This is a genomic window from Pseudomonas wayambapalatensis, from assembly GCF_049942315.1.
GTDB lineage: Bacteria > Pseudomonadota > Gammaproteobacteria > Pseudomonadales > Pseudomonadaceae > Aquipseudomonas > Aquipseudomonas wayambapalatensis.
Genome location: NZ_JBNFMU010000233.1, coordinates 42,057 through 59,987 on the forward strand (window position 1 = coordinate 42,057; position 17,931 = coordinate 59,987).

The window sequence follows — 17,931 nt, forward strand, 5'->3', positions numbered from 1 at the left end:
TGCAGGACATGTCCCGCAATTCTTATATTCAGCAGAGCTCTGACATCCAGGCCGCAGGCGGTCTGGTCCCGATGGTTATCGAGCAGTCCGCCCGTGGCGAACGTGCCTACGACATCTACTCGCGCCTGTTGAAGGAGCGTGTGATCTTCCTGGTGGGTCCTGTAGAGGACTACATGGCCAACCTGGTTGTGGCGCAGCTGCTGTTCCTTGAAGCGGAAAACCCGGACAAGGATATCCATCTGTACATCAACTCGCCGGGTGGCTCGGTCACCGCAGGCATGTCGATCTACGACACCATGCAGTTCATCAAGCCGGACGTCTCCACGATCTGCATCGGCCAGGCCTGCAGCATGGGCGCCTTCCTGCTGGCCGCTGGTGCGGCAGGCAAGCGTCACTGCCTGCCGAACTCGCGCGTGATGATTCACCAGCCGCTGGGCGGCTTCCAGGGCCAGGCGACCGACATCGAGATCCACGCCCAGGAAATCCTCAGCATCAAGGCGCGCCTGAACGAGCTGCTGGCCTTCCACACCGGCCAGGACCTCGAGACCATCAAGCGCGACACCGAGCGTGACAACTTCATGAGCGCCTCGCGCGCGGCCGAGTACGGCCTGGTCGACTCGGTCTACGACAAGCGGCAACTGGTATCCTGAGCCCAGGCGCCAGAGCGGGCGGGCGCCGAAAGGGCCCGCCTGCGGACTTGAAAAAGCCCGCAATTGCCTTCATCTTGTGTTGCAAGCCTACCGGATTGGATCGATCGAATGACTGACACCCGTAACGGCGAGGACAACGGCAAATTGCTCTATTGCTCCTTCTGCGGCAAAAGCCAGCACGAAGTGCGCAAATTGATTGCCGGGCCCTCGGTATTTATCTGCGACGAGTGCGTCGACCTGTGCAACGACATCATCCGAGAGGAGGTGCAGGAAGCCCAGGCCGAGAGCAACGCGCACAAACTACCTTCGCCGAAAGAAATCAGCGGCATCCTGGACCAGTACGTCATTGGTCAGGAGCGCGCCAAGAAGGTGCTTGCCGTAGCGGTGTACAACCACTACAAGCGCCTGAACCAGCGTGACAAGAAGGGCGACGAGGTCGAACTCGGCAAGAGCAACATCCTCCTGATCGGGCCTACCGGCTCGGGCAAGACCCTGCTCGCCGAAACCCTTGCGCGCCTGTTGAACGTGCCGTTCACCATTGCCGACGCCACCACCCTGACCGAAGCCGGTTATGTGGGTGAGGACGTCGAGAACATCATTCAGAAGCTGTTGCAGAAGTGCGACTACGATGTGGAAAAGGCCCAGATGGGCATCGTCTACATCGACGAGATCGACAAGATCTCGCGCAAGTCGGACAACCCGTCCATCACCCGTGACGTTTCGGGCGAAGGCGTGCAGCAGGCACTGCTGAAGCTGATCGAGGGCACCGTGGCCTCCGTGCCGCCCCAGGGTGGCCGCAAGCACCCGCAGCAGGAGTTCCTGCAGGTCGACACGCGTAACATCCTGTTCATCTGCGGTGGCGCATTCTCGGGTCTCGAGAAGGTCATCCAGAACCGCTCCACCAAAGGTGGTATCGGATTCGGCGCGCAAGTGCGCAGCAAGCAGGAAGGCAAGAAGGTGGGTGAGTCGCTGCGCGAAGTCGAGCCGGACGATCTGGTCAAGTTTGGCCTGATTCCGGAATTCGTCGGTCGCTTGCCGGTTCTGGCCACGCTCGACGAGCTGGACGAAGCTGCCTTGATGCAGATTCTCACCGAGCCGAAGAACGCCCTGACCAAGCAATACGCCAAGCTGTTCGAGATGGAAAGCGTGGACCTCGAGTTCCGCAGCGACGCCCTCAAGGCCGTTGCTCGCAAGGCTCTGGAGCGCAAGACCGGCGCCCGTGGCCTGCGTTCGATCCTCGAAGGCGTGCTGCTCGACACCATGTACGAGATTCCTTCGCAGAAGGATGTCAGCAAGGTGGTGATCGACGAGAGCGTTATCGACGGTACTTCGCAGCCGCTGCTGATCTACGAGAACAGCGAGCCGCAAGCCAAGGCCGTGCCTGACGCCTGAGTCGCACGCCTGACACGTTGAAACAGAAAGGGGCCCATGGGCCCCTTTCTGCTTTTCTGGCGCCAGCGGCTTGTATTTTTGCGGACCTGCCCCCACATTAGCTCCAAGCACTATTTCCACCGGTTTCCGGCCCCAAGGCCGCTGTAGAGGCGAAATCATGAAGACCACCCTCGACTTGCCTCTTTTGCCATTGCGCGATGTCGTCGTTTATCCGCACATGGTTATCCCGCTGTTCGTGGGACGCGAGAAGTCCATCGAAGCCCTAGAGGCCGCGATGACGGGCGAAAAGCAGATCCTCCTGCTGGCCCAGAAGAACCCGGCCGACGACGATCCGGGCGAAGATGCCCTGTATCGCGTCGGCACCATTGCTACCGTCCTGCAACTGCTCAAGCTGCCTGATGGCACCGTCAAGGTGCTGGTCGAAGGCGAGCAGCGCGGTGCGGTCGAGCGCTTCACCGAGGTCGAAGGCCACGTTCGCGCCGAAGTCAGCCTGATCGACGAGGTCGAGGCGGCTGAGCGCGAGTCCGAAGTGTTCGTGCGCAGCCTGCTGTCGCAGTTCGAACAGTACGTTCAGCTGGGCAAGAAAGTGCCTGCCGAAGTGCTGTCCTCGCTCAACAGCATCGAAGAGCCGGGGCGCCTGGTCGATACCATGGCCGCGCACATGGCGCTGAAGATCGAACAGAAGCAGGAAATCCTCGAGATCATCGACCTGTCGGCCCGTGTCGAGCACGTGCTGGCGCTGCTGGACGCCGAAATCGACCTGCTGCAGGTCGAGAAACGCATCCGTGGCCGGGTCAAGAAGCAGATGGAGCGCAGCCAGCGCGAGTACTACCTGAATGAGCAGATGAAGGCCATTCAGAAGGAGCTCGGTGATGGTGATGAAGGGCACAACGAAGTCGAAGAGCTGAAAAAGCGAATCGATGCCGCTGGCCTGCCCAAGGATGCCCTGACCAAGGCCCAGGCCGAGCTGAACAAGCTCAAGCAGATGTCGCCGATGTCCGCCGAGGCCACGGTGGTACGCTCTTACCTCGACTGGCTGGTGCAGGTGCCCTGGAAAGCCCAGAGCAAGGTGCGTCTGGACCTGGCCAAGGCCGAGGAGATCCTCGATTCCGACCACTACGGCCTGGAAGAGGTGAAGGAGCGTATCCTCGAGTACCTCGCAGTCCAGAAGCGCGTGAAGAAGATCCGCGGCCCCGTGCTGTGCCTGGTCGGTCCGCCCGGCGTGGGCAAGACGTCGCTGGCCGAGTCGATCGCCTCCGCCACCAACCGCAAGTTCGTGCGCATGGCATTGGGCGGTGTGCGTGACGAGGCCGAGATCCGTGGCCACCGCCGTACCTACATCGGTTCGATGCCGGGGCGTCTGATCCAGAAGATGACCAAGGTCGGGGTGCGCAACCCGCTGTTCCTGCTCGACGAAATCGACAAGATGGGCAGTGACATGCGCGGCGATCCCGCCTCGGCACTGCTGGAAGTGCTCGACCCCGAGCAGAACCACAACTTCAACGATCACTACCTGGAAGTCGACTACGACCTCTCGGACGTGATGTTCCTGTGCACCTCCAACTCGATGAACATCCCGCCAGCGTTGCTGGACCGGATGGAGATCATTCGTCTGCCAGGCTACACCGAGGACGAGAAGGTCAACATTGCGGTCAAGTACCTGGTGCCCAAGCAGGTCAAGGCCAACGGCCTCAAGAAGGAAGAGCTGGAAGTCGATGTCGCCGCGATCCGCGACATCATCCGCTATTACACTCGAGAGGCCGGTGTGCGTGGCCTGGAGCGCCAGATTGCCAAGGTCTGCCGCAAGGTGGTCAAGGAGCATGCCGGCAACAAGCAGGTGAAGGTCAAGGTCACCGGCGAGCAGCTCGAACACCTGCTGGGTGTGCGCAAGTTCCGTTATGGTCTGGCCGAAACCCAGGACCAGATCGGCCAGGTCACAGGCCTTGCCTGGACCCAGGTCGGCGGTGAACTGCTGACCATCGAGGCGGTGGTGATTCCGGGCAAGGGGCAGTTGATCAAGACCGGCTCGCTCGGCGATGTCATGGTCGAATCGATCACCGCCGCGCAGACCGTGGTACGCAGCCGCGCCCGCAGCCTGGGCATCGCTGCCGATTTCCACGAGAAGCACGACGTGCACATCCACATGCCTGAGGGCGCTACGCCCAAGGATGGCCCGAGTGCCGGTATCGGCATGTGCACTGCACTGGTCTCGGCGCTGACCCAGATTCCGGTGCGTGCCGACGTGGCGATGACCGGTGAAATCACCCTGCGCGGCCAGGTGCTTGCCATCGGTGGGCTGAAGGAAAAACTGCTTGCGGCGCACCGCGGCGGGATCAAGACAGTCATCATTCCCGAGGAAAATGTGCGTGACCTGAAGGAGATTCCTGAAAATATAAAACAGGATCTGCAAATCAAACCGGTTAAATGGATTGACGAGGTCCTGCAAATTGCGCTGCAATACGCCCCGGAGCCCTTGCCAGATGTGGCTCCGGAGATTGTCGCGAAAGAAGAGAAGCGCGACAGCGATGCTAAGGAAAGAATTAGCACGCACTAGTTCGTATCTCATTGGGGCCTTTGGTTGACAGCTTTTTCGGGGCCTTGCTATAAAGCGGCACGCCAGTGTCAACAGGCCACCCAATGATCGTTTCATAAGCTTTTCATTACATACTTAGAAACAAACTCAATAGAGAAATAAGGGGACTTAGAGTGAACAAGTCGGAACTGATTGACGCTATCGCCGCTTCTGCTGACATCCCGAAAGCTGTAGCCGGCCGCGCGCTGGACGCAGTAATTGACTCCGTAACCGGTGCCCTGAAAGCAGGCGACGACGTCGTTCTGGTTGGCTTTGGTACCTTCTCCGTCAAGGAGCGCGCTGAGCGCACCGGCCGTAACCCACAAACCGGCAAGGCGATCAAGATCGCTGCTGCCAAGGTTCCAGGCTTCAAAGCTGGCAAAGGCCTGAAAGACGCCGTCAACTAAGTCGTCTCTTTCAGCCGGACCCGGCCTGGCCAGGTCCGAGCACGTAGCGGCGGGGGCCGCAAACGTTCCCGCCTGCCACGTTTGCTAAGAAAAGGCGCATCCTCGGATGCGCCTTTCTTTTATCAGGATTCTACCCACTCTCCGCGGTTGTCGATGCAGTGGTACGACCGTTTCTGGGGGACGCATGCTGCAGAATATCAGGGACAATTCACAGGGTTGGATTGCCAAGACCATCATTGGCCTCATCGTCGTGCTGATGGCACTGACCGGTTTCGAGGCCATCTTCCAGGCCGCCAGCCACAGCCAGGATGCCGCCAAGGTCAATGGCCAGACCATCAGCCAGAACGAGCTGAGCCAGGCCGTCGACATGCAGCGCCGCCAGCTGATGCAACAGCTGGGCAAGGATTTCGATCCGGCGATGCTGGACGAGAAGATGCTGCGTGAAGCCGCGCTCAAGGGGCTGATCGATCGCAAGCTGCTGTTGCAGGGCGCCGAAGACGCCAAGTTCGCTTTCTCCGAAGCTGCACTGGATCAGTTGATCCTGCAGACGCCTGAGTTCCAGGTCGATGGCAAGTTCAGCGCCGAGCGCTTTGACGCCGTCATCCGCCAGATGGGCTACGGTCGCATGCAGTTCCGTGAAATGCTCGCCCAGGAAATGCTCATCGGCCAGCTGCGTACCGGCCTGGCAGGCAGCAGCTTCGTTACCGACAATCAAGTCGACGCCTTCGCCCGTCTGGAGAACCAGACCCGCGATTTCGCTTCGCTGACCTTCAAGGCCAACCCGGCTGCGGTCAAGGTGAGCGATGAAGAGGTCAAGGCCCATTACGACCAGCACGCCAAGGAATTCATGACCCCTGATCAGGTGGTCATCGATTACATCGAGCTGAAGAAGTCTGCGTTCTTCGACCAGGTTTCGGTCAACGAAGACGAGCTCAAGGCGCTGTACGAAAAGGAAATCGCCAACCTCGCGGAGCAGCGCCGCGCTGCGCACATCCTGATCGAAGTCAACGGCAAGACCGACGACGCCCAGGCCAAGGCCCGCATCGAAGAAATTCAGCAGCGCCTGTCCAAGGGCGAGGACTTCGCCAAGTTGGCCAAGGAGTTCTCCCAGGACCCGGGCTCGGCGGCCAATGGCGGTGACCTCGGCTTTGCAGGTCCGGGTGTCTATGACCCGGCCTTCGAGGATGCCCTGTACAAGTTGAACAAGGACCAGGTGTCGGCACCGGTTCGCACCGAGTACGGCTACCACCTGATCAAGCTGCTGGGTGTCGAGGCACCTGAAGTGCCGACCTTCGCCAGCCTGAAGGACAAGCTGACCCACGAGCTGAAAACCCAGCAGGTCGAGCAGAAGTTCGTCGAAGTCACCAAGCAACTGGAAGACTCGGCCTTCGAAGCCTCCGACCTGGCGCAACCTGCGCAGGAGCTGGGCTTGAAGGTACAGACTTCGGCACCGTTCGGCCGTGAAGGCGGCGAGGGCATCACCGCCAACCGTTCGGTGATCCAGGCGGCGTTCAGTGAAGAGGTGATGGACGAAGGCGCCAACAGCACTGCCCTGGAGCTGGACCCTGAAACCGTGGTGGTACTGCGTGTGAAAGAGCACCGCAAGCCGGAGCAACTGGCGCTGGAAGCCGTGTCGAAGAACATCAGCGAACACTTGGCCAAGGAGAAGGCGACCGCCGAGCTCAAGGCCAAGGCGGACAAGCTGATTGCCGGCCTGCGTGATGGGTCGATCGCCAAGGGCGCCGACTACGAAGGGCAGAAGTGGAAGGTGCAGGAGGCGGTGACCCGCAGCCAGGAAGGCATCGACCCGGCCGAACTGCAGGCCGCGTTCCGCATGGCCAAGCCTGAGTCCAAGGACAAGCCGGTCTACGGCAGTGTTGTCCTGGGTGACGGCAGCCTGGTCGTACTGCAGCTCAAGGGTGTCAACGAAGGTGCTGCCGCCTCTGACGAGGAGAAGGTGCAGATTCGTCGCTACCTCGCTTCGCGCGCCGGCCAGCAGGACTTTGCAGCCTTCCGCAAGCAACTGGAAGCCAGCGCCGACATCACCCGTTACTGAGTGCTGTCGTCGTAACGAAACAGGCCGCTTATGCGGCCTGTTTCGTTTCCGGCATCTACTCTGCAGGAGCAACTGTCTTGTTCAAAATCTAGAGGCCAGCCCACCCCCTGTGGGAGCGGGCTTGCCCGCGAACACGGGCGTAGCCCGTGCCAGGCAGCGCGGTGTCTTTTTCGCGGGCAAGTCGCAGCGGCAGTTCGGCGCCCCGACTTGCCCGCGAAAAGATTACCGCCTACAGGAGCGCTATCGCCGCTCCCCCTCATGACTGTCCAGCGTATCCCGGGCAATCTCCCGTCCCAGGGCAATCAGCTCCGGCGCCTTGTAGAACTCGAAGAACCGGCATACCCGTTTCGGTACATTGATCAGTACATCCGGTGGATACCCTGCGATCTTGTACTGTGCCAGCGAAGTCTGCATCACCTCGAAGCTTTGGTTGATCAGGTCGAGTAGCGAGGCAGGCCCGACGTTATCGATGATGAACGAACCGGTCGCCGACTTCGGGGCGCCTTCGCGCTCCGGTGCCGCTGCCGGTTGCTGGCTTTCCGGGTCGGCGGATTCACTCAGCCACGGGTTTGTCTGGCTCATGCGTTCGGCGACGATTTCCTGTTCGATACGCATCAGTTGCTCGGCCGGCTTGCGGCGAAACGGCATGCGTGCCCCCAGCGAACTGATCACCGATTCGAAACGCATCCTGAACGCCGCCGGGCGTTCGATCACCGGCAACTGGTACTGTTTCTGATTGGTGGCGTTGAGGTTGACCGCGATGATCAGGTCGCAGTGGCTGGACACCACTGGGACGATCGGCAGTGGATTGAGAATGCCGCCATCGACCAGCATGCGGTTGCCCTGCATGACGGGCGTGAACAGGCTGGGGATCGCCGCCGAGGCGCGCATGGCCTGGTGCAGGCAGCCTTCCTGGAACCAGATCTCCTGCTGGTTGGTCAGGTCGGTGGCAACGGCGGTATAGGGGATTCGCAATTGTTCGATGTTGATCTCGCCGACGATCTTGCGGATTTGCCCAAATACCTTGTCGCCGCGGATGGCGCCCAGGCGAAAGCTCACATCCACCAGGCGCAGCACGTCGAGATAATCCAGGCTTTCGATCCAGCGGCGATACTCGTCGAGCTTGCCGGCGGCATAGATGCCACCAATCACAGCACCCATCGAGCAGCCAGCGATGCAGGCGATTTCGTAGCCGCGACGCTCGATCTCCTCGATCACGCCGATGTGCGCATATCCCCGGGCACCGCCCGAACCGAGCACCAGTGCGACACGCTTGCTCATACTTTTTCCCCCAAGGCATTTCGCGCGTGTTCCCACAATGCACCCATTGCTGCCCGTGCTTCAATGTCGTTGCGCGCTGGGCTACGCTGAGCATGGCACTTTTCACGTTGCCGGCCGTCGAACAGCGACTGTTTTGTCCTTCCTGAGGTAATACTTGATGAAAGCCTGGATCTGCCTTCCCCTGATTGCCCTGGCCCTTGCTGGCTGTGCGGGCAAGACGGCCTATCGCGACAGTTGCGCGACCCAGTTGGATGCCGCCTGGAAGGAGCTCGACCTCGCCAAGGCCGAAGGGTTTGCGGGTACCGTGAGCTACTCCAAGGCGTTGTCGCTGCTGACCGGCGCCAAGACCCAGCAGCAGTTCGAGGCGTTCGAGGGGTGCAGCAGCAAAGCCGAGCGAGCGCGGTTCTATATCCGTGAGTCCCGTGCAGGCCGTTGACGGAGGAGGCTGACATGCCCGCCATGCTCGACCATGTAGTCGTTCAGATCTTGGCCCTGCAGGTGCGTCTGTTGGCCTGCCGGGAACGCCTGGCCGCCGATACCGACAGCGAAGCCTTGCACGACCTGCGCACTACCGTCAGGCGCCTGCGCAGCCTGCTGCGACCCTTGCGCGAGCTGCCGGGTGTCGAGCAGTTGGAGGATGCCGCGAAATCGCTGGGCACGCTCACCACGCCCTTGCGCGACCGCGAGGTGCTGGCCGCGCAGTTGATCTCTGCGGGGTATGTGCAGGCCGGGCAGCGGCGCCTGCAGGGCAGGGCGGCGACGTTCGCCAGTGTGGCTGCCAGCCCGCAGTTGACCCGGCTGCTGGCGATACTGGATTCGTTCCCGCTGTTCCTGCGTGCTTCGCAACGCGAAGGCCTTGCGAATGACTTGGGCACGCGCATCGACAAACGCCTGCGCAAGCAATGGCGCAAGCTGGAAGCGGCCATCGACGATCCGGCCCACGACCGGCATCGCTTGCGTCTGTTGATCAAGCGGGTGCGCTACGGCGATGAAGCCTACCCGCAGTTGCGCCACGCGGCGAAGAAGCTTCAGAAGCTGCTCAAGCAGGCGCAAGGGGACCTGGGCGATTGGCATGATCGTGTTCAATGGTTGCTGCAGTTGCGCGAGCATCCCGACCTGGCGCCGTGCAAGGCGGCCTGGGAAACCGAGTTGCAGGAGGTCGAGCGCACCTGCGATGCCACCTTGGAGTCGTTGCGCAAGGCTCTGTCGCGTCGATAACCCCAGTAAATGACCGATATGCGGGCTGCCCTGCGCCAGCCCGCTGGTTACCATGCGCCTTGACCCCCGTTGTCGATAGAGGCCAAGGACTTCCATGAATTTCGATGAACTGCTAAAGGCTGTGCGCCGCAATCCTGCGGCGGTCAGTATCCCTGCAGACTGGGCCCAGGGCCGCGCTTCGTTTGGCGGGTTGATGGCGGCGCTGGTCTATGAGGCGATGTGCCAGAAGATCAGCGACGGACGTCCGGTGCGTTCGTTGGCCATCAGTTTCGTAGGCCCGGCGGCACCGGACGTGCCGATTCGTTTCGAAGCCGAGGTGCTGCGTGAGGGCAAGGCAGTGAGCACGCTGCTGGGGCGCGCGATTCAGGATGGGCAGGTGGTGACGCTGGTGCAGGGCAACTTCGGTGCTGGGCGCTCGTCGGTGGTTGAGGTGCCGGCTGAGCCAGCGCCAGCGTTCAAGGCTCTGGAGGACTCGGCGCCGGAGCTGCCCTACATCAAGGGCGTCATGCCTGAGTTCATGCGCAAGGTAGCACTGCGCTGGGCGATCGGGGGGCTACCGTTCTCCGGCAACGCATCGCGCCAGATGGGTGGCTGGGTGCGCCTGCGCGACCTGCCGAAGGCGCCGCTCGAAGTGTCGCACCTGCTGGCGCTGGTCGATGCCTGGCCGCCGAGCCTGATGCCTTATCTAAAGCAGCCTGCCGCAGGCAGCACCCTGACCTGGACCATCGAGTTCGTCCAGCCATTGCCTGAGCTGACCACACAGGACTGGTACCAGTACTGTGTAGAGACCGAGCACGCCCGTGATGGTTATGGGCATGCCGCAGCCCGCTTGTGGTCGGCGGACGGCCGCTTGTTGGCCTTGAGCCGGCAGACGGTGACGGTGTTCGCCTGAGCCCTGTCGCGTGTTCAGGGCCGATGCTTGTGGCGCTCGCGCCAGGCACGCCACCAGCCACCGCTCAGGACGAAACGTGGGAAGGTGATGAACTGTTCGGTTAGCAGACGTTTCAAGGCGTCCTGCCGATCGCTGAACGGCTCGGGTTGCTCGGCCTCCAGGCGATGGCCCTGGCGCTGCATGCCAAGCCCTGCGATCAGGGCGATCACGCCTACGGCAAGCTGGGTGATGTCGAGCGAGAACAGGCCTGAAAGCACCAGCAAGGCACCAAGGATGAACAGCGGTACGGCAATCAGGTGCAGCACCAGGTTGGTCGGGTGCCGGTGATTATGGTGGTAGCCGCGCCATTGCCAGGCGGGCAGATTCGGCAGACGTTTGCTCATGGACGATTCCCCTTGGTCATGTCCAAAGCTTAGTGCGGCCCCCCGCAGGGGGCCAATCGAGGCTGTTTATTGGGACTATAGCTTGAGCTGGCCAATGGCTTTGTTCAGCTCGCCGGCGAGGGTCGCCAGCGCGTTGCTGGTAGTGGCCGATCCGACGGTCTGCTGTACGGTTTCTTCGGTGACGTCGCGGATGCTCACCACTGCCCGATTCATCTCCTCGGCGACCTGGCTCTGCTGCTCGGCGGCCACGGCGATCTGTGTATTGCTCTCGCGCATCTGCGCCACCGCGCGGGTGATCTCGGCCAGTGCGTCCCCGGCTTCGCGGGCCTGTTTGACGCAATCGTCGGCTTTATAGGAGCTCTCCTGCATGTACTCTACGGCATCACGGGTGCCTGCCTGAAGTGCGGACACCATGGTGGTGATTTCGTTGGTGGAGTTCTGCACGCGCTTGGCCAGGTTGCGTACTTCGTCGGCCACCACCGCGAAGCCGCGGCCCAGGTCGCCGGCGCGTGCCGCCTCGATGGCGGCATTGAGGGCCAGCAGGTTGGTCTGTTCGGCGATGCTGTGGATCACGCTGACCACGCTGTTGATCTTCTGGCTGTCGTCCGCCAGTTGGCGAATCATTTCGGCCGTCTGCTGCACGCCGCTGGACAGCCCGGCGATCGAGTCCTGTACCCGGCTGACCACCTCCTGGCCGCTGCCGGCGAGGCTGTCGGCGCTTTGCGACAGGTCGCGGGTAGCGCCGGCATGCTGGGCGATATGGTGCACGGTGGCGGACATTTCGTTGATCGCCGTCGCCGCCTGGTCGGTTTCGCTCTGCTGGCCGATCATGCCGTGGCGCACATCATCCATGCTCGCCGCCAGGCGCGCCGCGCCCGAGTCCAGTTGGGCAGCAGTGTCGGCCACGGTGCTGACCACGCGGTGGTAGGTCGTCTGCATGGCGTTGAAGGCCCCGGCCATCTGGCCCACTTCGTCGCCGCAGGCCAGCGGCACGCGAGCCGACAGGTCGCCGGTTCTTTCCACGTGCAACATCACATCCTTGAGGGTGTTGAGCTGGCTGAGCAGGAAACGGATCAGCAACTGCGAAGCGCAAAGCATCGCCAGCATGAGAATCAGCACGCACACCGCGTAGTTGCTGAAGCGGTCGATGAATACCTGACGCAGGCTTGGCGATGCTGCCAGCACGGCAATGTGCTGACTGCTCTGGCGCAGCACCTGGGCACCGCGCAACGGATTGTCGCCAAGCAGCCACGCGGCGGGCAACGCGACCCAGCCTTGGCCGTCACGCAGGGCCTCGAGGGGCTCGCCGGCAAAGCTCGGGGTCTGGCCATCCTGCCAACGGATCATTTGTGGCAGTTGGGGAAGGGGTTGTGCAGCTGGCCAGGCGGCCAGCAGTTCGGCCTGGGCGACGGCTTGCGCCTGGGCCGACTCGGCGCGAGCCTGCTGCTCCAGGTACACCGCGTAGAGCACCAGCAGCAAGGTGGTTACGAAGGCCACTGCATTGACAGCCCAGAACTTGTACTTCAGGGAAATATTGCTAAGCCAGGCACCCATGGTAGGTCTTCTCTGAGTTGAGCGGAAACATTATTGGCAAGGTGCCATCATTGTGTCCGCTCGCGCGCGAAGCCTTCATGACATGCGTCAAGGGAGCTTGAAGAAATCCTTGGCTGTCGCCGTGGTGTGCCGGGCACAGTGTTCGAGGCTTTCGCCCCGATGCAAGGCGACTTCACGCAGTACTTCAGGCAGGAACGCCGGTTCGTTGCGTCCGCTCTTCGGTTTTGGCCGCAGGCTGCGCGGCAGCAGGTAGGGCGCATCGCTTTCGAGCATCAGCCGGCCTTCGGGAATATTGCCTACCAGCGGATGCAGGTGCGTCCCACGTCGCTCGTCGCAGATCCAGCCGGTGATGCCGATGTGCAGGTCCAGGTCGAGGTAGGCGAACAGCGCCTGGCGCTCGCCGGTGAAGCAGTGCACCACGGCCGCTGGCAACTGGTCGCGGTAGTGCTTGAGGATTGCCAATAACCGCTCGCTGGCATCGCGCTCATGCAGGAAGACCGGCAACTGCAGTTCGACAGCCAGGGCCAGTTGCGCCTCCAGGGCTTGTTCCTGCTGTGGGCGCGGGGAGAAGTCTCGGTTGAAGTCCAGCCCGCATTCACCTACGGCGAGCACCCGCGGCTGGGCCAGCAGATCGCGCAGTGTGCGTTCGCTGGCACTTTCCCAATGGCTGGCATCGTGAGGGTGGACACCGGCTGTGCTGAACAGGTGTTTGCCGGCCTCATCCAGGCGCTGGCACAGCGCCAGGGCCTCTTCGCTGACGGCTAGGCTGGTGCCGGTCACCACCATCTGCGCCACGCCGGCGGCCAGGGCGCGTTCGACGATCGCCGCCTGCTGGTCGTGAAAGCTGCTGTTGGTCAGGTTGACGCCGATATCGATCAGTTGCATGGTGCTACCTCGTGCCGCGGGGCGGCCAGCATAGCAAAATCTGCAAGTTCGCAAAAAATCCAAGAACTTCAAACGTTTGCCATGGTCTCTTGCCGTCATTTGTCATGCGCAGCGCTCGGCGCATGGTTTCCGCCAACCGCTCCTGGACCCTTTTCATGCTGCGAACCCTGCTGACGACCTTGCTGTTGCTCGGGCTGATCGCCGCTGAGCCAGCCATCGCCCGCGAAGCCGGCCCATTGCAGCATGTGCCGACCAGCCAGAGTCGTGACCTTGCGCAGATTCGTGCGAGCAAGGTGTTGCGGGTGCTGGTCAACCAGAGTCGCAACAGCTCAGGCGAGGTCAAGGGCGAACCGGTAGGTATCGAATACTATCGCCTGCGCGCGCTGGAGCATTTTCTCAATGCGCGGGTCGCGGATGGTCAGGAAATCACGCTGCAGATCATCCCGCGCGCCAAGGAACAACTGATAGGTGCCCTGCAGCGCGGTGAAGGCGACCTTGCCGCGCCCGGCGAATTGCTTGATGCGGGGCTGGTGCAGGGTGTCGGTGTCAGTGCACCGGTGCTTGACCAGGTGCCGTTGCTGCTGGTCGGGCGCAAGGGCGAACGGGCCTTCAGCCGGGTCGAGCAACTGTCCGGGCGCACCATCGCGCTGACTACCGCCAGCGCTGCCGGTGCGGTGATCGAGCAGATCAACCAGCAGCTGGCCCTGCGCAAGCGCCCGCTGGTGAAGATCGAGTGGGTCGACCCCACCCTGGCCGTCGAGGATGTACTGGAGATGGTCCAGGCCGGCATCTATCACCTGACCGTGGTGGAGCGCCCCATCGCCCAACGCTGGGCGCGGGTGATGCCCAAGCTGCGCCTGGACACCCAGTTGCGCCTGAGCCAGCCTCAGGCCATGCGCTGGTATGTGCGCAGGGATGCCGAGCAGTTGCTGGCCAGCGTGGACCGCTTCCTCGCCGTTTACCGTGCGCCGGACAACCAGGATGCAGCCTTCGAGCGCATCTATCGACGCCAGTACCGCGTGCACAATCCGTTGGCTCGCCAGGACCGCCAGCGCCTGGAGTCGCTGCGCGCGGTGTTGCAGAAGCACGGCGCCGACCAGCAGATCGACTGGCTCAATCTGGCGGCCTTGGCGTTCAAGGAGTCGACGTTCGATCCCAAGGCTCGCGGCACAGGGGGCGCCCATGGGCTGATGCAGATCACCCCGGCCGCCGCGCAACGGGTGGGCGTGAGCAATACCGCCACGGTCGATGGCAATGTTCAGGCCAGCGCGCGCTACCTCGCGTTGATCCGGCGCAAGTTCTTTTCCAGCCCGCAGCTCAATGAGCGTGAGCGCATGGCCTTCATTCTCGCCGCCTACAACCTCGGTCCGGAGCGTGTCCAGGCCATGCGCGCCGAGGCCCGTCGCCGCGGCCTCAACGGCAACCAGTGGTTTTTCCAGACCGAGCGCATCGCCATGGAGCAGGTGGGGATGGGGCCGGTGAACTTCGTCAACAGCGTCAACAAGTACTTCCTGGCATTCAACCGTGAGCGCAGCGCCTTGGAGCGGGTTGCGAAACGCTGATAAATCGACTTTTTCGATTTGTTTGTTGGGTTTTTTGCGGTTTTCTTATTCGTTGGTTTGATTAAGATGGCGGCCATTCCAACCTGACATTTCAAGGAAGCTCACCCGATGAATCCCTCCCTCAACGCCCTGTTCGTCACCCGCGCCGGTTTCGGCCTCAGCATCATCCGCATCCTGGTCGGCATCATCTTCATGGCGCATGGCTCACAGAAGCTGTTCGGCCTGTTCGGTGGCCATGGCCTGGAAGGCACAGGTCAATGGATGGAAAGCATTGGCCTGGCCCCTGGCTATCTGATGGCCCTGCTTTCGGGCAGCGCGGAGTTCTTCGGCGGCCTGGCACTGCTGCTCGGCCTGCTGGCCCGCCCGGCGGCGCTGGCGCTGAGCGTGACGCTGGTGGTGGCGATCTTCTCGGTGCACATCGGCAATGGTCTGTTCATGTCCAACAACGGCTACGAGTTCGCCCTGGCACTGTTGGGCGGCACGCTGGCGGTGCTGGTCGAAGGGGCGGGGCGCCTGTCTCTGGATCGTCTGATCGCCCGCTGACATCTCGTTGCAACCACCCTGCGGCAAGCTGCAAGTGAATGCCCTCTTGCAGCTTGCCGTCCGACGCTCTACGATACCGCTTGCGCCGATTTAAACAGCTACTTGCGGGGCGCAGGAGAGGCCCCCGGGCGATCCGAAATACCGCTAAAGCGCTGGTTCGGTGACGCCTCCCACCGCTGCCCAGCGGGATTTGCGAGGCGAAGAGATACCACCATGAGTTGCCCACGTACCAGTGTCTGCCTGACCCCACTGCCTGTTGACCAGGCCTCCCGCACTCCGCGCATCCTGCTCGGTGGCCAGCATCAACCCACGCTCCTGCGTAACCTCGACGGCTTCTCGCGCCGCAAGGGCCAGGCCCGCGCCTTCCTCATCCAGTTCGCCGAAGCGGCTTGCAACCTTGCCCATTACGCCAACGATCGCTTTGACCTGGCCGTAATCCAGGCCCCGATCGGCGAGGATGCCGGCGAGATCATCGGCCAGTTGACCCGCATCGCGCGCCAGGGCCTGATCACCCGTCGCTGAGCGGGGTGTGGCGGCTTCTGTTTTTGGTTAAGCTCGGTAACCCGGCAGGCCCAAGGCGCCTGCTGTGGCTGTGCCGAGGAGAGCAAGCGGTTTGAGTACCAACATCATCACCACCGAAGGTCATGACGCCCTCAAGAAGGAGCTGGACCACCTGTGGCGCGTCTACCGCCCCGAGATCACCCAGAAGGTGACCTGGGCCGCGTCGCTGGGGGATCGCAGCGAGAACGCCGATTACCAGTACAACAAGAAATTGCTGCGCGAGATCGATCGGCGGGTCCGCTACCTGCGCAAGCGCCTCGAGGATGTGAAAGTCGTCGCCTATTCCCCGGAGCAGGAAGGCAAGGTGTTCTTCGGTGCCTGGGTCGAGATCGAGAACGACGACGGCGAAACCCTGACGTTTCGCATCGTCGGTTACGACGAAATCTACGGTCGCAACGACTACATCTCCATCGACTCACCCATGGCCCGCGCGTTGCTGAAGAAAGAAGAGGGCGACGAAGTGCTGGTGCATACGCCCACGGGCGAAGCGACCTGGTACATCAATCGCATCCACTACGGCGCCCAGTGAGCGCATCCCGGTACAGCCGCCCCAGCGAGTCCCCGGCCAGCGCAATCTGCGCCTCGGTCAACGAGGCGTAGCCCACCAGTACGCCTGGAGGCCAGGCATGTTCACGGGTGAACAGTCCGAGCGGCTGAAGCATCAGGCCCTGCTCGCGGGCCTGTTGGCAGAATTGCTGTTCGTTGCAGCCTTCGGGCAACCAGAGGATGAAATGCAGCCCTGACTGCTCGCCGGCAATTCGCACGTCAGTGTGCCGGCGCAGCCTGTCGATGAGCAGGTCGCGGCGTTGCTGGTAGGTCTGCCGGGCAATGCGCAGGTGGCGCGCGTACTGGCCGTTGCCGAGCATCTGCTCCAGGGCTCGCTGGCCGAGGGCGCCAGGCGCTTGCCCGGAGATCGTCAGAGTGTCCAGCATTTCGGCGTGCAGGCGGCGGGGCACCACGGCGAAGCCCAGGCGCAGGTTGCTGAACAAGGTCTTGTTGAAACTGCCGCAGAACAGCACTCGGTCATGGTGGTCGATCGCCTTGATCGCCGGCAGCGGTGCACTCGCATAGTTGTACTCGCTGTCGTAATCGTCCTCGATGACTATCGCGTCCTGTGCCTGCGCCCAGTCGAGCAAGGCCTGGCGGCGTTCGACGCTCATGCAGATGCCCAATGGCGCTTGATGGGCGGGCGTCACGTGCACCGCCCCGAGCGTTTCATGGTCGGCAAGGGTATCGACGCGCAGGCCCTGTTCGTCGAGTGGCGTGCTGAACAGCCTGTGCCCCGAGCGTTCGAAAATCCGCCTGGCCCAGGCATAGCCTGGGTCCTCGAGGGCGAGCGCCCGGTGCCTGGGCAGCACGCGGCTGAACAGGTCGAGGGTGTGGCGAATACCGTGGGTGACCAGGATGTCATCCGCCTCGCAGTCGATACCTCGATAGAGTCTCAGATGGGCTGCAATGGCCTGGCGCAGGCGTGGGTCACCCTGCGCAGGCAAGCGTTCAAGCAGGCCGGGGGCCTCCAGGCGTGCCGGGAAAAGATTCTGCTCCAGCAAGTTCGGGTCGGGCAGGCGCGCGACGAAGGGGACGCGCGCCTGGACCTGCGCTTGCAACAACTGTGGATCGGGCATCGGCCGCGCTGGTGGCGCGTGGCCGGTCGGGTTGCCGGATGCGATCAGGGCATCGGGCAGTTGCAGGGTGACCTGCGAGCCCGCGCCCTGGCGACGCTCGATGAAGCCTTCCAGCTTGAGTTGCTCGAACACCGCCTCCAGCGTGCCGCGCGCTACGCCCCAGCGCTGTGCCAACGTGCGTGTTGAGGGCAGCAGGGTGCCGGGTGGCAGATGGCCGCTGACCACCAGTTCCTGGAGAAAGCCATGCAGCAGCCGGTGCTTGCCGGTGGCGCTGCCGGCAGACAGTTCGAACGGCAGGGCGAGGTCGAGGGCAATGGCTTGCTTGCCTCTGGCCATAGTGGTCCATACCC

The 17,931-nt window shown here is 62.5% G+C and carries 17 protein-coding genes; 12 read left to right on the plus strand and 5 right to left on the minus strand.

From position 1 onward, the window contains the following. The first annotated feature begins 8 nt into the window (after positions 1 to 8). From clpP to ACPZMI_RS23255, 5 genes are all read left to right on the plus strand, one after another. On the plus strand, positions 9 to 650 hold the full coding sequence (gene clpP, locus ACPZMI_RS23235) for an ATP-dependent Clp endopeptidase proteolytic subunit ClpP (protein ID WP_029613529.1): 642 nt from the start codon (positions 9 to 11) through the stop codon (positions 648 to 650). Between the two features lie 108 nt (positions 651 to 758). Beyond that, a complete protein-coding gene (gene clpX / locus ACPZMI_RS23240) occupies positions 759 to 2,042 on the plus strand; it encodes an ATP-dependent Clp protease ATP-binding subunit ClpX (RefSeq protein WP_186669587.1) in 1,284 nt (427 codons plus the stop codon). A gap of 157 nt (positions 2,043 to 2,199) precedes the next feature. Next, positions 2,200 to 4,596 (plus strand): endopeptidase La, encoded by a 2,397-nt coding sequence (lon, locus tag ACPZMI_RS23245; protein ID WP_426353159.1) that lies wholly within the window; start codon positions 2,200 to 2,202, stop codon positions 4,594 to 4,596. 152 nt (positions 4,597 to 4,748) lie between these two features. Continuing rightward, positions 4,749 to 5,021, plus strand: coding sequence for a nucleoid-associated protein HU-beta (gene hupB, locus ACPZMI_RS23250; RefSeq protein WP_054892387.1), 273 nt, complete (start codon positions 4,749 to 4,751; stop codon positions 5,019 to 5,021). Positions 5,022 to 5,205: 184 nt separating this feature from the next. Further along, the gene (locus tag ACPZMI_RS23255; RefSeq protein WP_426353160.1) at positions 5,206 to 7,077 is read left to right on the plus strand and encodes a SurA N-terminal domain-containing protein; all 1,872 of its coding nucleotides are present in this window, start codon (positions 5,206 to 5,208) and stop codon (positions 7,075 to 7,077) included. A 240-nt stretch (positions 7,078 to 7,317) separates the two neighbouring features. Here ACPZMI_RS23255 and ACPZMI_RS23260 read toward each other — a convergent pair whose 3' ends face one another. Beyond that, positions 7,318 to 8,358 (minus strand): patatin-like phospholipase family protein, encoded by a 1,041-nt coding sequence (locus ACPZMI_RS23260; protein WP_411384151.1) that lies wholly within the window; start codon positions 8,356 to 8,358, stop codon positions 7,318 to 7,320. 157 nt (positions 8,359 to 8,515) lie between these two features. On the opposite strand from ACPZMI_RS23260, the gene ACPZMI_RS23265 reads away from it, so the two are divergent. From ACPZMI_RS23265 to ACPZMI_RS23275, 3 genes are all read left to right on the plus strand, one after another. Further along, complete coding sequence (locus ACPZMI_RS23265; protein ID WP_054892384.1) at positions 8,516 to 8,794, plus strand: hypothetical protein; 279 nt, start codon at positions 8,516 to 8,518, stop codon at positions 8,792 to 8,794. 14 nt (positions 8,795 to 8,808) lie between these two features. Beyond that, positions 8,809 to 9,576, plus strand: a complete 768-nt coding sequence (locus ACPZMI_RS23270) for a CHAD domain-containing protein (RefSeq protein ID WP_426353161.1) — start codon at positions 8,809 to 8,811, stop codon at positions 9,574 to 9,576. 94 nt (positions 9,577 to 9,670) lie between these two features. Next, entirely contained in the window at positions 9,671 to 10,468 is a 798-nt protein-coding gene (locus tag ACPZMI_RS23275; RefSeq protein WP_426353162.1) for an acyl-CoA thioesterase, read from the plus strand. Between the two features lie 14 nt (positions 10,469 to 10,482). On the opposite strand, the gene ACPZMI_RS23280 is transcribed toward ACPZMI_RS23275, so the two are convergent. From ACPZMI_RS23280 to ACPZMI_RS23290, 3 genes are all read right to left on the minus strand, one after another. Beyond that, positions 10,483 to 10,851 (minus strand): Mpo1-like protein, encoded by a 369-nt coding sequence (locus tag ACPZMI_RS23280; RefSeq protein WP_186669581.1) that lies wholly within the window; start codon positions 10,849 to 10,851, stop codon positions 10,483 to 10,485. A 75-nt stretch (positions 10,852 to 10,926) separates the two neighbouring features. Further along, positions 10,927 to 12,405 (minus strand): methyl-accepting chemotaxis protein, encoded by a 1,479-nt coding sequence (locus tag ACPZMI_RS23285; RefSeq protein ID WP_426353163.1) that lies wholly within the window; start codon positions 12,403 to 12,405, stop codon positions 10,927 to 10,929. Between the two features lie 87 nt (positions 12,406 to 12,492). Then, positions 12,493 to 13,290 carry a TatD family hydrolase gene (locus tag ACPZMI_RS23290; RefSeq protein ID WP_186669578.1) on the minus strand — a complete coding sequence of 266 codons (798 nt, stop codon included), beginning with the start codon at positions 13,288 to 13,290 and terminating at the stop codon, positions 12,493 to 12,495. Between the two features lie 155 nt (positions 13,291 to 13,445). Between ACPZMI_RS23290 and ACPZMI_RS23295 the strand changes: the two genes are divergently transcribed. The 4 genes from ACPZMI_RS23295 to greB all read left to right on the plus strand — a co-directional run bounded on the left by ACPZMI_RS23295 (position 13,446) and on the right by greB (position 16,485). After that, positions 13,446 to 14,852: an MltF family protein gene (locus ACPZMI_RS23295; protein WP_186669577.1), complete on the plus strand. Its 1,407-nt coding sequence runs from the start codon at positions 13,446 to 13,448 to the stop codon at positions 14,850 to 14,852. A gap of 108 nt (positions 14,853 to 14,960) precedes the next feature. Beyond that, the gene (locus ACPZMI_RS23300; protein WP_186669576.1) at positions 14,961 to 15,395 is read left to right on the plus strand and encodes a DoxX family protein; all 435 of its coding nucleotides are present in this window, start codon (positions 14,961 to 14,963) and stop codon (positions 15,393 to 15,395) included. Positions 15,396 to 15,608: 213 nt separating this feature from the next. Then, the gene (locus ACPZMI_RS23305; protein ID WP_186669575.1) at positions 15,609 to 15,917 is read left to right on the plus strand and encodes a hypothetical protein; all 309 of its coding nucleotides are present in this window, start codon (positions 15,609 to 15,611) and stop codon (positions 15,915 to 15,917) included. 91 nt (positions 15,918 to 16,008) lie between these two features. Then, positions 16,009 to 16,485 (plus strand): transcription elongation factor GreB, encoded by a 477-nt coding sequence (greB, locus tag ACPZMI_RS23310; RefSeq protein WP_186669574.1) that lies wholly within the window; start codon positions 16,009 to 16,011, stop codon positions 16,483 to 16,485. Here greB and pdxR read toward each other — a convergent pair. After that, positions 16,457 to 17,917 (minus strand): MocR-like pyridoxine biosynthesis transcription factor PdxR, encoded by a 1,461-nt coding sequence (pdxR, locus tag ACPZMI_RS23315; RefSeq protein ID WP_411384155.1) that lies wholly within the window; start codon positions 17,915 to 17,917, stop codon positions 16,457 to 16,459. The two genes, greB and pdxR, sit on opposite strands and share 29 nt — an antisense overlap. Positions 17,918 to 17,931: the final 14 nt, after the last annotated feature.